Annotated in this window: 11 protein-coding genes; 1 reads left to right on the forward strand and 10 read right to left on the reverse strand. The window is 55.3% G+C overall.

The window, feature by feature from the left end; genetic code table 11:
* Window positions 1-22 precede the first annotated feature (22 nt).
* Complete coding sequence (rlmD, locus tag JAO79_RS12125) at window positions 23-1375, reverse strand: 23S rRNA (uracil(1939)-C(5))-methyltransferase RlmD (protein ID WP_199007527.1); 1353 nt, start codon at window positions 1373-1375, stop codon at window positions 23-25.
* Between the two features lie 29 nt (window positions 1376-1404).
* Window positions 1405-2298, reverse strand: coding sequence for a cysteine synthase CysM (cysM, locus tag JAO79_RS12130; protein WP_199007528.1), 894 nt, complete (start codon window positions 2296-2298; stop codon window positions 1405-1407).
* A 158-nt stretch (window positions 2299-2456) separates the two neighbouring features.
* Here cysM and JAO79_RS12135 point away from each other — a divergent pair, with 158 nt between their 5' ends.
* A complete protein-coding gene (locus tag JAO79_RS12135; protein WP_199007529.1) occupies window positions 2457-5321 on the forward strand; it encodes an ATP-binding protein in 2865 nt (954 codons plus the stop codon).
* A gap of 5 nt (window positions 5322-5326) precedes the next feature.
* Here the strand turns inward: JAO79_RS12135 and pdxJ are convergent, their stop codons facing one another.
* The 8 genes from pdxJ to JAO79_RS12175 form a co-directional block, all read right to left on the reverse strand.
* Entirely contained in the window at window positions 5327-6061 is a 735-nt protein-coding gene (gene pdxJ, locus JAO79_RS12140) for a pyridoxine 5'-phosphate synthase (protein WP_199007530.1), read from the reverse strand.
* Window positions 6058-6798: a DNA repair protein RecO gene (recO, locus tag JAO79_RS12145; protein ID WP_199007531.1), complete on the reverse strand. Its 741-nt coding sequence runs from the start codon at window positions 6796-6798 to the stop codon at window positions 6058-6060. Before recO ends, pdxJ begins: the two co-directional genes overlap by 4 nt.
* 7 nt (window positions 6799-6805) lie before the next feature.
* Window positions 6806-7723, reverse strand: coding sequence for a GTPase Era (gene era, locus JAO79_RS12150; RefSeq protein ID WP_199007691.1), 918 nt, complete (start codon window positions 7721-7723; stop codon window positions 6806-6808).
* On the reverse strand, window positions 7723-8412 hold the full coding sequence (rnc, locus tag JAO79_RS12155) for a ribonuclease III (protein WP_199007532.1): 690 nt from the start codon (window positions 8410-8412) through the stop codon (window positions 7723-7725). Before rnc ends, era begins: the two co-directional genes overlap by 1 nt.
* On the reverse strand, window positions 8409-8795 hold the full coding sequence (locus JAO79_RS12160; protein WP_199007533.1) for a DUF4845 domain-containing protein: 387 nt from the start codon (window positions 8793-8795) through the stop codon (window positions 8409-8411). The genes rnc and JAO79_RS12160 overlap by 4 nt, the downstream gene beginning before the upstream one ends.
* Before the next feature lie 26 nt (window positions 8796-8821).
* On the reverse strand, window positions 8822-9604 hold the full coding sequence (lepB, locus tag JAO79_RS12165) for a signal peptidase I (RefSeq protein WP_199007534.1): 783 nt from the start codon (window positions 9602-9604) through the stop codon (window positions 8822-8824).
* 17 nt (window positions 9605-9621) lie between these two features.
* Entirely contained in the window at window positions 9622-11424 is a 1803-nt protein-coding gene (gene lepA / locus JAO79_RS12170; RefSeq protein WP_320158962.1) for a translation elongation factor 4, read from the reverse strand.
* 102 nt (window positions 11425-11526) lie between these two features.
* Window positions 11527-14250 carry an EAL domain-containing protein gene (locus JAO79_RS12175; protein ID WP_199007535.1) on the reverse strand — a complete coding sequence of 908 codons (2724 nt, stop codon included), beginning with the start codon at window positions 14248-14250 and terminating at the stop codon, window positions 11527-11529.
* Window positions 14251-14348 lie beyond the last annotated feature (98 nt).

Genomic DNA, 14348 nt, shown 5'->3' on the forward strand with positions numbered 1-14348 from the left:
CAGAAAACCGGGCTCTTCAAACTCATTTGCGCTTGTTACGCTCGAACAAGGCAATCGACTCGACGTGCGTGGTGTGCGGGAACATATCCATCACACCGGCCCGCACGAGGCGGTAGCCGTTATTCACCATAACGCCGGCATCCCGGGCCAGGGTTGCCGGATTACAGGACACATACACAATCTGATCGGCACCGAACGCCGTCAGGTACTTGCAGATTTCTTCGGCGCCAGAGCGGGGCGGATCAATCAGGATTTTATCAAACCCTTCTTTGGCCCAGCTTTGACCGGTGAAGTCGCCGTGCAAGTCAGCCCCGAAAAACTCTACATTATCGAGACCGTTCAGTTTGGCGTTTTCACGGCCACGTACCACCATGGCATCGTCGCCTTCCACACCTACGACCTGGCCGCCCTTGCGGGCCAGCGGCAAGGTAAAGTTACCAAGACCGCAGAACAGATCGAGCACCCGCTCCCCGGGCTGAATATCCAGCCATTCCACCGCCCGGTGCACCATCTGATTGTTGATGCCCGCATTCACCTGAGTGAAGTCCATTGGATGGAACTGCATGGTCAGATCAAACTCTTCCATGCGATAACTCAAGCGCTCGTCATCACGACCAGAAGACTCCGGCCAGATACGATGAACCGTATCGGGGCCTTTCGGCTGCAGGTAAATATGCAGGTCGTGCTCCTGCCCGAAGGCAATCAGCTTGTCCTGATCTTCCGGCACCAGTGCATCCATATTCCGGAATACCATGGCGGCATAATCATCACCACAGGCCACCTCCACTTGCGCAATCCGGTCGAACGCCGCCATACCATGCAACAACTCTCGCAGTGGCATGATCCGCTCACCAATGCGAGGGTCCAGCACCACACACTCGTCGATATCGGTCAGGAAGCTGTTTCGCTTCTCACGAAAACCAACCAGTACCGATTCACGGGCTTTGACGTAACGTACACCCAAGCGCGCTTTACGGCGGTATCCCAGTGAGTCCGGCGAACGCATGGGCTCTACCCACTCTTCCGGTTCAATACCGCCAAAGTGCGCAAAGTGTTCGCGCAAGGTATTTTCCTTAAAGCGTATCTGGGCATCCGCGCTCATGTGCTGCAAGCTGCAGCCGCCACACAAGTCGGCAAAGTTACACGGCGGTTGCTGGCGCTCAGGAGCCGCTTCCAACACGTCCAAAGTGCGCAGCTCATCAAATTTGCTACGACTTCCAACCACTTTTGCCATGACGGTTTCGCCCGGCAAGCCGCCGTCAACGAACTGAACCTTTCCGTCGGCACGGGCAATACCCCGGCCATCGTGGCCCAGGCTTTCAATCTCACAACGCACGGGTTCTTGCGGCAGAACCTTACGGCGGCGTCTACTCATAATTAGTCAGTCTCTTGTCAGTTTCCGGCTCAGGCGCTCGGGAACACACCGGTGGATAAATATCGGTCTCCGCGATCACAAATAATGGCTACGATTACCGCGTTTTCAACCTCTCGGGAGAGTTTGAGCGCAGCCGCAATAGCACCACCAGATGACACACCGCAAAAAATCCCTTCTTCTTTAGCCAGAGCTCGCATGGTGTCTTCCGCCTCTTGCTGGCCAATGTCCAGCACGGAATCCACTCTCGCAGCATCGTAAATTTTGGGCAGATAGGCTTCAGGCCAACGCCGAATGCCCGGAATGGACGCACCGTCTTCCGGCTGCAACCCGACGATCTGCACATCCGGGTTACGCTCTTTCAGGTAACGGGACACCCCCATAATGGTGCCGGTGGTGCCCATGGAGCTGACAAAGTGCGTTACGCGACCCTGGGTTTGCTCCCAGATTTCCGGCCCGGTGCTGCGGTAATGGGCCAGCGGGTTGTCCTGGTTACTGAACTGGTCCAGCACCTTGCCTTTGCCTTCGGCTTCCATGCGGATCGCCAGGTCCCGGGCGCCTTCCATACCTTCTTCCCGGGTAACATTGACCACCTCGGCTCCGTAGGCGCGCATCGATGCCCGGCGCTCCTCACTCAGGTTGTCCGGCATGATCAATATCATGCGATAACCCTTGATGGCCGCAGCCATCGCAAGGGCGATGCCGGTGTTGCCCGAGGTTGCTTCAATCAAGGTATCACCGGGGCTGATGTCGCCACGGCGTTCCGCTTCCTGAATCATGCTGATGGCCGGCCGATCTTTCACCGAACCCGCAGGATTGTTGCCCTCCAGCTTTGCCAAAACGACGTTACTGGTATCCCCCGGCAAGCGCTGCAAACGCACCAGTGGGGTGTGGCCGACATAATCTTCAATAGTGGGGAAAGTCATATTGAAACCCTGTGATACACTTTCGGGTTCGAATCATACTCGCTATAGCCGCTATGTCCCAATACAGCTTGTCGCTATATCCATGACCTCTGGCTATAAATGAGTAACGTGCCTTCCCCGGCATCGCCGGGGACTCATCAGAATAACAGGAACAAGATATGCGGCGGTGGGGCATTCGCAAAAAAGTCTTGGTGGTAACGCTTGTTCCCACCCTCGTCACAACTCTGCTGCTGGGTCTGTTCTTTACCCACAGCTGGATAAACAACATCGAAAGCCTGCTCCATGACCGGGGCGAATCGCTCTCCCGCCAGCTGGCCGCGGGCTCAGAATACGGCCTGTTTACCGCCAACCGCAGCCTGCTTAGCAGCCTTTCCAATGCCTTGTTGGAAGAACAGGACGTTCGCTCCATCTCGTTCTTCACGCCCGAGGGCAAGCGCCTGTTGCATACCGGCCCGGGCAGTTCCGACGCAATCCCCGGCAGTGCTTTCAAAGCCGATCAAGAGGTGAAAATCACCCTCAACCACACGACCCGATTCATCAACCCGGTTCACCTTCAGGATCTGAGCATCGACACGATGATCGATACGGAAGCTCGTTTATCCGCGTTGCGGGCCGAGAATCCGCTGGGCTGGGTGATGGTCGAGATGTCCCATACCCGCACCGAGAAAGAAACCTACAAAGCTCTGCTGATCTCCCTTCTGATGATCATTGGCGGCGTAATCCTGAGTATCGGTATCTCTCTGCGCCTCAGCCGTGCCTTCACGGATCCGGTATTTCAGTTAAATGAAGCGGTCGCCCTGCTCAAGGAAGGCAAGCTGGAAACCCGGGTGTATACCAGCGCAGGCCCGGAATTCGAGCAACTGGAATCCGGCCTGAATGATATGGCCTCGGAACTTGGCAAAGCCCAGGCCGAAATGCAGCAGAACATCGATCAAGCCACCGAAGATCTGCGGGAAACACTGGAAACCATCGAAATCCAGAACATCGAACTGGACTTTGCCCGCAAGGAAGCGCTGGAAGCCAGCCGGATCAAATCCGAGTTTCTGGCCAATATGTCCCATGAAATTCGCACACCACTGAACGGCATTATCGGGTTCACCGAGCTGCTGCTGAAAACCCCGCTACCAAGACAGCAACGCGATCATCTCAATACGATCCGCAAGTCGTCAGAGATTCTTCTGACCATCATCAACGACATTCTGGATTTCTCGAAAATCGAGGCAGGCAAGTTGCTGCTGGACCGGGTTCCCTTTGCGCTTCGGGACATCGTCGAAGAAGTCATGACCATGTTGGCCCCCGCCGCACACGCAAAGAACCTCGACCTGGTGCCCCTGGTTTACAACGACGTTCCCGACCACATCGTGGGCGACCCCCTGAGAGTAAAACAGGTCATCACCAACCTCCTCAACAATGCCATCAAGTTCACCCAAACCGGTGAAGTTGTCTTGAGGGCCAGCCTTGAAGAAGAAGACGCCGAGAACAATCGTGTCACCTTGCGCCTGAGCATCACCGACTCCGGAGTGGGTCTGTCCCGAGCCCAGCAACAATCCCTGTTCAACGCCTTCAGTCAGGCCGATGCATCGACCGCACGTCAGTACGGCGGCACAGGCCTGGGGCTGGCGATTTCCAAGCGCCTGGTAGAAGAAATGGGCGGTGAAATCGGGCTGAAGAGCGAGTTAGGTAAGGGTTCGACTTTCTGGTTCACGCTTACGCCGGAACTCTCCTCCCCGGCAAACAGCAGTCCCCCCAAAGAAGCCCTGCGGGGTGAGCGCGTCATTTACCTTGAACAACAGAAAACCACCGGCCTTGCCGTTGAACACTTGTTGCGAGACTGGGGCATGGTGGTAGATCGGGTTTCATCGCCGGCCGCACTTCAGGAACACGTTGAAGAGGCACAACTGCACCAGGAAGGCTATGCAGCCGCGATCATTGGCATCACTCGCCACCTTCTTAACTCGAATCAGTACGGCAATTTGCTTCGTACACTGGAGGTGGAGCGGGACTGCAGAACTTTGCTGCTAACCCCTACACTGGAAACCCTCGACACACCGCTTTCAGGTCTGGCCAGCGGCCATCTGACCAAGCCGATATGCCGGGATCCACTCTACGACGAACTGCTGGCTCTGATACACGGCATTCGTTCAGGGCATCGTGAAGATACCCCGGTGTCGATACCCGAACACAATCAGGTTAAAGCGCCCCGAATCCTTGCGGTTGACGACAACGACGCGAACCTGAAGCTGGTCATGACCTTACTTCAGGATTGCAAAATCAATGCGGAAGGCGCCTCCAGCGGTTTCGAGGCACTCACCAAAGCTAGGAAAAAGCCGTTCGATCTGGTGTTCATGGATCTGCAAATGCCGGGTATGGATGGCGTTGAAGCAACCGCTCGCATCCGGGATCTGGATTCCGACGCCCATTACACCCCGATTATTGCCTTAACCGCCCACGCCCTCGCGGATGAGCAGGAACGCCTGTCGGAACAGGGGTTCGATGGTTACATGGCCAAGCCGATCAGCAGTCGTCAGCTCAATGAGCTGGTGCGCGAATACACCGGCTACGACTGTAAAGCCTCGGCCACGTCGTTCAAAATTTCGGAAATCCGGGACACCCGGCGCGCTCTGCGGCCGTCAAACCGGCGCATACAGCAAGACTGCGTGAGCATTGATGAAAGCATCCAGCTTGCTGCGGGCAAGACCGACCTGGCCGAAGAGTTGTTCAGCATGTTGCTAGAACAGCTCCAAACCGATGCGCCTCGCATTCAGGCGCTTTGGGATGAAGGCAATGAGGAAGCCCTGCTGGAATGCATACACAAATTGCATGGGGCGACCCGGTATTGCGGCGTGCCCGAACTTCGAGCTGCCGCAAACCGGTTTGAAACCGCATTAAAATGCAATGCGCCTGATCGTGAAATTCTGAAAGACCAGCTCAATTCTGCTATTGAGCGCCTGCAGAACTGGAGTGAGCAAACCGACTGGCAACCGATGTTCCGCGAACAACAACGACAGTCGGAAATCCACTAGCCGATTCAGGCTCGCGCGCGATCCAGAATCGCGCGCATGTCTTTCACCGCGTCTTTTAATCCGGTGAACACGGCCCGAGCGACAATGGCGTGGCCAATGTTCAATTCATTGATGCCCGGAATCGCCGCCACTCTCTCGGTGTTGTGATAATGCAAGCCATGCCCCGCGTTAACGATCAAGCCCTGTTCACGTGCATAGGCAACGGCGTCTTCCAGAATCGTCACCGAAGCTTCCGCCTGAGCCGGCGTTGCTGCTTCGGCATACTCTCCGGTGTGCAGCTCTATAACCGGCGCGCCGCAACGAACCGCCGCATCAATCTGAGCACGGTCCGGGTCAATAAACAACGACACTTCGGCTCCGATGTTTGCCAAGCGCTTACAGGCGTTCGCGACTCGCTCTTCCTGCCCGACAACATCAAGCCCGCCTTCTGTTGTCAGCTCTTCACGCTTTTCCGGCACCAGGCAAACACACTCGGGCTTTACCTGTTCGGCAAACGTGAGCATGGCGTCGGTTACCGCCATTTCCAGATTCATTTTGGTCTGTAGCACTTCCTTCAGCAGCAATACGTCACGATCCTGAATGTGTCGGCGATCTTCCCGTGGATGTACGGTGATGCCATCCGCCCCCGACTGTTCAGCTACCAATGCAGCTTGTACCGGATCGGGATAGCGAGTACCCCGCGCCTCACGCAAAGTGGCCACATGATCAATGTTTACACCAAGCAACACTCTGGAATTCATAAGGTTCTCTCAGATGAAGAAACGGAATGGCTGAATAAACTTCTGCTGTGGAGCGGCTTTCCCTGCAACAGAAAATCCACAAGCACACGCATGACGCGTTTGGCTGTTCTGCGCGCCGACTCATCGCTGTAGTCGTCCGCCGCCAGCGCGATCAAAGCCTCGCCCGGCAGCCGCCCTAACCGGACGTCAGCGCCACCTGCGGCGACAATGCCTTGAGCAGGATCATAACCATAATACTGACCAACCTCTACCAGACGGCCAGTGTCAGTCGTTTGATCCCATGAAAAGTCATACCCCAGAGCGCCGGCGAAAGCCCTCTCGAAGCGCCGCAAAATCGGCTCGACATCGCCGTTATCCTGAACACCCGACAACGCCTGAAGGCTCTCAATGTAACTGGCAAACAACTCCGGGTGGGGATCGGCAGCCGGCAAAACACGCTGCAGGAGCTCATTGATGTACAAACCGCTATACAACGCGCGGGTTTGCCGTAAGCGGGGCGCTTCCCGTAACTCCAGTTGCACCAGAGTTTTGAGATCGCTTTTGCCGGTCCAATCAATCAACAGTGGCTGGAATGGCTGGAGCTGCGCTTTCAGAGGACTTTTTGCGCTGTTGCCGCCACGGGCAATAACGCTCATACGGCCATGGTTCAAGGTGAATAAATCCACCTGTAATGCGGTTTCCCGCCATGGCCGCCGATGGATGACGTAAGCGGGCTCTTGTTGCACCGCTCCTCTCATATCAACCTCAGAGGTCGTTCATGCCCAGGCTTTTCAGCGCTCGGTCACTGTCGGCCCAGCCACGCTTTACTTTGACCCAAAGCTTGAGCATGACTTTGGTATCGAACATTCGCTCCATATCAATACGAGCGTCCTGACCGATCTGACGCAACCGGGCGCCCTTGTCACCGATGATGATCTTTCGCTGTCCGTCACGCTCAACCAGGATCAGTGCGGATACGTGCAGAGTCTTACCTTGCTGCTTGAATTCTTCAATTTCCACCGCAACCGAATAAGGTACCTCGGCGCCCAACTGGCGGGTAATTTTCTCCCGAACCATTTCAGAAGCCATGAAGCGCTGGCTGCGATCCGTGATCTGGTCATCCGGATAGAAATGCACACTCTGTGGCAGAAAACGGCCAACGGCTTCTTCCAAAGGTTCCAGGTTGGTTTCGCGCAGCGCTGACAACGGAATAATCTCGGCAAATTCGCGCTTTGCAGCCAAGGTTTCGAGATGCGGCAGCATCAGCTCTCGCTTCTCCAGCTTATCGACCTTGTTGATCGCCAGAATAACCGGGCACTTCAAACGCTCCAGCTTCTCCAAAACCATCTCGTCGGCGGTGGTCCAGTTCAGTTGATCCACCACAAACACCACCACATCGACATCTACCAACGCCGAAGTTGCGGCCTTGTTCATGTAACGATTGATCGCCCTTGGCTCTTCTTCGTGCATGCCCGGCGTATCAACGTAAATCGCCTGCACATCGCCCTCGGTTTTGATACCCAGCACCTGGTGGCGGGTGGTTTGGGGCTTGCGCGAGGTAATGCTAAGTTTCTGTCCGAGAATGTGGTTCAGCAATGTGGACTTGCCCACGTTGGGGCGCCCGACAATGGCGACAAATCCGCAGCGGCTGTCCGGATTATCCGGGGTGGTAATATCGTGCATCATGAATTCTCCACGCCCAGCTTCTTGAGGGCACTTCGGGCGGCCTGTTGCTCAGCAATTCGGCGACTGCTGCCGGTGCCAGTGGTTTTACGGTCCAGCGACGACAACGCACAGGTCACATGGAATGTCTGATTATGAGCTTCGCCCTCCACCGAGATCACTTCGTATCGCGGTAACGGGAATTGGCGCGACTGCAGGTACTCCTGCAAACGGGTTTTCGGATCCTTCTGGGTATCCTGTACATCGAGCCCGGCCAGCCGTTCTGTAAACCATCGCAACACCTGCTCACGGCAGGTGTAAAAATCGCTATCCAGATAGATGGCACCGATGATCGATTCCACGGCATCGGCCAGGATCGACTCTCGACGGAAGCCGCCACTTTTCAGCTCTCCGGAGCCCAGCCTCAGATATTGCCCCAACTGAAACTCGCGCCCGATTTCGGCCAGCGTAACGCCCTTAACCATACGGGCTCTCAGACGGCTCAACTGACCTTCCCGGGCAGACTCAAACTTCAGGAACAGGTGCTCGGCAATCACCATATTGACGATGGAATCGCCAAGAAATTCCAGACGCTCGTTGTTCTGGTTGCCAAAACTTCGGTGAGTGAGCGCCAGCAGCAGCCGTTCAGGGTCTTTGAACTGATAGCCGATGCGGCGCTGAAGTTGATCAAGATCTGGTTTTGAACTCACTTGCCTTTAAACTCATACTCGTGTTGGAAGTGAACGACCGTATCGACACTGCCAAACAGGTTATTGCGAACCTCATAATCAACGTTTATGAGCACCAGATCTCCGTCTTTATCCACGGTGATATTCTTGGCATCAAAACCGCGCACGTTGTTCACACTTAGTTGCTTGTTGATCACCCCACGGACCTGAGCCGGCCCCATATCGGACAGACCTTCAATGTTTTCGAGGTTTTCCAGGGCTTCCTGAATAGTAAAGTCATCAAGGTAAGCCGGCCCGACCTTCAGCGCAAATGTCAGCAGCCCGGCAAAAAACAGGGCCACGATCATCATGGTCAGACCACTGCCCTGCTGATACTTCATACCCGTGGGAAATGCGTTTTTCATTCGCGTTCGCTCCGAACTCATAGAGATCATTCAATACCACCTACACGATCAAAAGATGGCAGACTTGTAAAAGATTTCCAGTGCATCCAGATACCAAAGGCCTTACCGACCACCAGCTCATCCGGTACGGTGCCCCAGAAGCGACTGTCGTTACTGTTGTCCCGGTTGTCACCCATGACAAAGTAATGCCCTTCGGGAACCGTCCACTCACCTTCACCAGACCCCGACACTCGTCCCAAGGTGAGGTAAATATCATGTTCGACCGAACCCACGGTTTCGCGCCACCGTTCCATCGGAGGCAAGCGCGCGACAAAATCCCGAGGCACGGGTTCATCATTGATGAAAAGCTGTTTGTTGCGATAACGCACGGTGTCGCCCGGCAAACCGATCACGCGTTTGATGTAATTGGTGGAACCATCTTCCGGAAAACGAAACACCATCACATCGCCACGCTCCGGGTCACCGATTTCGACAACTTTCGTCCCGGCCACCGGCAGCCGGAGGCCATAGGCGTATTTGTTCACCAATATAAAATCGCCTACTTCCAGCGTAGGCAGCATGGACCCGGACGGAATCTGAAACGGTTCGATCAGAAATGAACGCAGCACCAACACAATCGCCAACACCGGAAAGAAAGAGCGACTGATATCAATCAGCCAAGGCTCTTTAGGCTCGTCCGCACTGTCCGACGAAGGCTGCGGCTTCGCGTTTGCGAGCCGGCGTTTTCGTAAAAACAACTTATCCGCAAGCCAAACCACCCCCGTCGCGAAGGTGAGAACGACCAGTACCAGTGGAAAATCAATATCCATCGGGTGCCTTAGTTTGCTTAGTTATCAACTTTCAACACAGCAAGAAACGCTTCCTGAGGCACCTCGACATTACCCAGCTGCTTCATGCGCTTTTTGCCTTCCTTCTGCTTCTGAAGCAGCTTTTTCTTACGACTGACATCACCACCGTAACACTTGGCTGTTACGTTTTTGCGCAACGCCTTTACGGTGACCCGCGATACCACCTGCGTGCCAATGGCCGCCTGAATCGCGATATCGAACATCTGCCGCGGGATCAGCTCTTTCATTTTCTCAATCAGCTGGCGTCCTTTACGGTGCGCCAGATCACGGTGCACGATGATGGCCAGCGCATCCACGCGTTCACCGTTAATCAGCACATCCAGACGCACCAGATTCGCATCCTGAAAACGCACAAAATGATAGTCCAGCGATGCAAAGCCACGGCTGGCGGATTTAATGCGATCAAAAAAGTCCATGACCACTTCAGCCATCGGCAACTCATAGCTGAGCTGAACCTGAGACGACATGAAGTGCATGTTCTTCTGAACGCCCCGTTTTTCTTCACACAGGGCGATAACGTTACCCAGGTGCTCCTGGGGCACAAGAATGTTGGCCTCTACAATTGGCTCGCGCATTTCTTCAATCGAGCCGATATCCGGAAGCCGGGACGGATTATCTACCGATACCGTTTCGCCCTGCTTGGTGACCACTTCGTAGATAACCGTGGGCGCGGTGGTGATCAGGTCAATGTCGTACTCGCGTTCCAGACGCTCCTGAATGATCTCCATGTGCAGCATGCCCAGGAAACCACAACGGAAACCGAAGCCCAAGGCATCGGAATTTTCCGGTTCGAAGAACAGCGAGGCATCGTTCAGAGTCAGTTTTTCCAACGCGTCCCGGAAGTCGTCGTAGTCATCCGCACTGACCGGGAACAAGCCCGCATACACCTGCGGTTTTACTTTCTGGAACCCCGGCAACATCGGAGTTTCTTCCGCATGTTTCTGGTGCACAATGGTGTCGCCTACCGGCGCACCGTGAATGTCTTTGATACCGGCAACAACAAAACCAACGTCACCCGCTTCAAGAATATCGGTGTCGGTCGGCTTGGGATTAAAGATCCCGACCTTATCCGCGTTCCACGCCTTGTTGGTCGATTTGATAACGATCTTGTCGCCTTTGCGCAAAACCCCTTCGATCACACGCACCAGCGACACAACACCCAGATAGTTATCGAACCAGGAGTCAATGATCAGCGCCTGCAGGGGGGCAGTACGATCCCCTTTGGGCGGCGGAATCTTCTGAATCAGATCCTCGAGAACATCTTCGACACCCAGACCGCTCTTGGCGCTGCAGCGCACCGCATCCTGAGCCTCGATGCCAATAATGTCTTCAATCTCGGCGGCCACACGCTCTGGCTCGGCCTGCGGCAGGTCCATTTTGTTCAGAACCGGAACAACCTCCAAGCCCTGCTCCAGCGCGGTGTAGCAGTTAGCCACTGACTGCGCCTCTACGCCCTGGCCAGCATCCACAACCAGGAGCGCACCTTCACAGGCATACAGAGAACGAGAAACTTCGTACGAGAAGTCAACGTGCCCCGGAGTATCGATGAAATTCAGTTTATAGGTTTCGCCATCTCGAGCGGTGTAGTTGAGCGTTACACTCTGGGCTTTGATGGTAATGCCCCGCTCTCTCTCGAGATCCATGGAGTCCAGCACCTGAGCGGCCATTTCACGCTCGGTCAAACCGCCACAGCTTTGAATGAAACGATCCGCCAGCGTGGATTTACCGTGGTCGATGTGGGCAATGATGGAAAAGTTACGGATTCGGCTCAGTTCAGTCACAGACAATGATTACTCATATAAGACATGGGATTGAGCCCGGTATAGCCGCTACGGGTCCGGGAACGGCGTGATTTTACCGGTATCCGGCCGCTATTGCCATGATCAGGAAATAAGCGGCTTCTCATACTGGCGAATCAAGAACCCGATTAGGGCATCTTCGTCGAGCGGATAGCTGAACAAGTTACCCTGACTTTGGGCGCAACCAGCGGATTTCAGAAAGGCCAGTTGTTGCATGGTTTCAACACCTTCGGCCACCACGGTCAAGTGCAGCTTGTGCGCCAGCGCGATAACCGCCGACGCAACATCGGTGGCGCTGACGTTGTAGGGGATATCACGAATAAATCCGTGATCGATTTTGATCACGTCCAGCGGCAATTGCTGCAGCGAAACCAACGAGCACGAGCCCTTGCCAAAATCATCCAGAATCAGGCAAACCCCCAGATCATTCAGTGCAACCAGCAGCTCACGCAGCATTCTGGGGTCTTCATTCAGCAGTTCGGCTGGCAGCTCAAGCTCGATTCGGTCGGCGGCAACGCCGGTTTCGGTGATAACGCGCCGGATCAGATCCAGAAAGCCGGGGTCGATAATCTGCCGAACCGAGAAATTGACCGCCATTTTCAACGATTCAAAGCCCGCACGCTCCAACGCCTGCACTTGTATGCAGGCCTGTCGGAAAGCCTGTTCACCCAGGCGAATGATCAGACCGGTTTCATCCGCAAGGTTGATAAACTGCTGCGCGGGTACCAGGCCCCGTTCAGGATGGTGCCAGCGCAAGAAAGCTTCAACGCCAATCACTTTCTGGCTAACCAAATCCACTTTAGGCTGGTAATGCAGCACAAAACGGTCTTCTTGCAGCGCGGTCGCCAGTTCTTCCTGCTGCAACATTCGGCGCGCCGCTTTGATATTCATGGCCGGCGTGAAGAACTGGTAGTTGTTGCGGCCCATTTCTTTCGCCCGATACATGGCCAGGTCGGCATATTTCATCAGGGTCCCCACGTCTTCACTGTCGTGAGGAACCATAGTGATACCAATGCTGACCGTCACCCCAACGTCGTGATCGTTGAGCCGGACTCTCTGACACAGGCGCCGCAAGATGGTTTCAGCCACTTTGCCAGCCGCATCGGTACCACTGACCCGGGACAGCAGAACCACAAACTCATCGCCACCCAGACGCGCGACAGAATCCTCTTCCCGAACACAACCCTGAAGCCACTCAGCCACGCGCTTGAGTAATTCATCGCCGGCGTCATGACCCAAGGTATCGTTGATTCGCTTGAAACCGTCCAAATCCAGATACATCAGTGCGGCCGGCTCTCCACTGCGACGACAGCGTTGCACAACGCCGTTCAGGCGGTCACGGAACAACTGCCGGTTGGCCAGCCCGGTTAACGGATCGAAAAACGCCAACCGGTGCAACTCGGATTGCGCCGCTTTCAACTGAGTCAGGTCCCGCAAACTCAACACCACCCCGGTCACACCCGGCACCTTCAGCATGGAGGTGAAGGTGCCTTCCATGTCGTGGCATTGTCCGTCGGCGTCGTTGATGCGGGCCCGCACCACCGGCATTTGTTTGCCCGGAGACGTCACCGCGTCTTTGAACGCTTGCCGCAATCCCGGCCAATCTTCAGGGTGGACCAACGATTTAAAGTCCAGGTCCGAGACCCGCTCCGGGTCAAAACCGAGAATATCCCGGGCCGACGGGCTGGCATACATCGGGTTGCCCGCTTTGTTCATAACCATCGTTACGTTGGCCGCACCTTCGGTGATCGCCCGATACCGACCAGCGCTAACCTGAGCCCCCAAACGCGACCGCACCAACGACAAAACAAACAGGTACATCAGAACACTGATCGCCAACCCCGCCCCTAATACAATGGGTGGGCGCGGATCCGAGGCAAGATAGTCAAACGCGGGTGTAGAGCGGGTTTGCAACAGCCACTCCCGTCCGCCGTGAGAGATCGTCTGGCTCAGTTCGAAACTGAACTCGTTGTCCAGCGATCCCAGATTAGAGCCGTACATAAGGGTGCTTCGGGACACCTGCGCGGCATCGTAAATGCGGACATCGAGGAAGGGGGAAATCAAACCGACAATGCCATCAAGCAGGTTATTCATCCGAAATGCACTGAATACATAACCCGCCAGCATCATCCGACGCTCGGCTCGGACATCCGGAATGACACCACCCTGATACACAGGGTAATACATAAGGAACCCGGCCTGATCCTCGGCCAAGACCTCCTGAACCAACACCACCTTGCCGGTTACCATCGGCTTGGCGTCATCGCGGGCTCGCTCCATCACAACCCGGTGTATGGGGTCACTGAAGGCGTTGTAGCCAAGAGCACTCAGGTTTCGCTCGGTGCCCGGCTCGAGGTACACCATGGGATAATAATACGGCCCGGTGCCCAGAGGTTTTACCAAATACTTATACACCCCTTCGGACCGAACGAAAGCAATGTGGTCCGCCATTTGGCGAACACCGATCCTCTGCACATAACCGATCCCCTCTATGCCGGGGTAATAGCGGTTGATATCAACCTTCTCAACGTAGTCACGCCATTCATCGCGACTAACCTCGCCTTTCACCGCGAACAGACCAGCACTACCAGCCAATACCTGCTCGTAGTTCAGCAGGCGCTCTTCGATGGCGGTTTTCAATTGCAGGGATTGTGCCCGAAATTTGGCTTCGGCACGGTCCTCTACCAAGCGGATGGAAACCTGCCATAACAGGATGGTGACGCAAATCGAGACGACAAAAACGAGCAGTGCCAACCAGGAGTTGCGCAGTTTGAGCAGTTGGCGGAGGGATAATTCCTTGTTTTTCATATTGTCACCGGGTCCATCCCATGACCGAGGGTTCGAGAAAGTCCGGCGAGTATAGCAAAAGCTCCCGGGCATGTCGTGACGCGCCCGAGAGCCAGTGC

The sequence above is a fragment of the Marinobacter litoralis genome (assembly GCF_016427555.1).
Taxonomy (GTDB): Bacteria; Pseudomonadota; Gammaproteobacteria; order Pseudomonadales; family Oleiphilaceae; genus Marinobacter; species Marinobacter litoralis_A.

Bases quoted from the DNA above. Each gene is read 5' to 3' on its own strand.
- JAO79_RS12175 (WP_199007535.1), bottom strand. From the start codon at position 14,250: ATGAAAAACAAGGAATTATCCCTCCGCCAACTGCTCAAACTGCGCAAC.
- JAO79_RS12160 (WP_199007533.1), bottom strand. From the start codon at position 8,795: ATGAAAAACGCATTTCCCACGGGTATGAAGTATCAGCAGGGCAGTGGT.
- cysM (WP_199007528.1), bottom strand. From the start codon at position 2,298: ATGACTTTCCCCACTATTGAAGATTATGTCGGCCACACCCCACTGGTG.
- era (WP_199007691.1), bottom strand. From the start codon at position 7,723: ATGCACGATATTACCACCCCGGATAATCCGGACAGCCGCTGCGGATTT.
- JAO79_RS12135 (WP_199007529.1), top strand. From the start codon at position 2,457: ATGCGGCGGTGGGGCATTCGCAAAAAAGTCTTGGTGGTAACGCTTGTT.
- rlmD (WP_199007527.1), bottom strand. From the start codon at position 1,375: ATGAGTAGACGCCGCCGTAAGGTTCTGCCGCAAGAACCCGTGCGTTGT.
- lepB (WP_199007534.1), bottom strand. From the start codon at position 9,604: ATGGATATTGATTTTCCACTGGTACTGGTCGTTCTCACCTTCGCGACG.
- recO (WP_199007531.1), bottom strand. From the start codon at position 6,798: ATGAGAGGAGCGGTGCAACAAGAGCCCGCTTACGTCATCCATCGGCGG.
- pdxJ (WP_199007530.1), bottom strand. From the start codon at position 6,061: ATGAATTCCAGAGTGTTGCTTGGTGTAAACATTGATCATGTGGCCACT.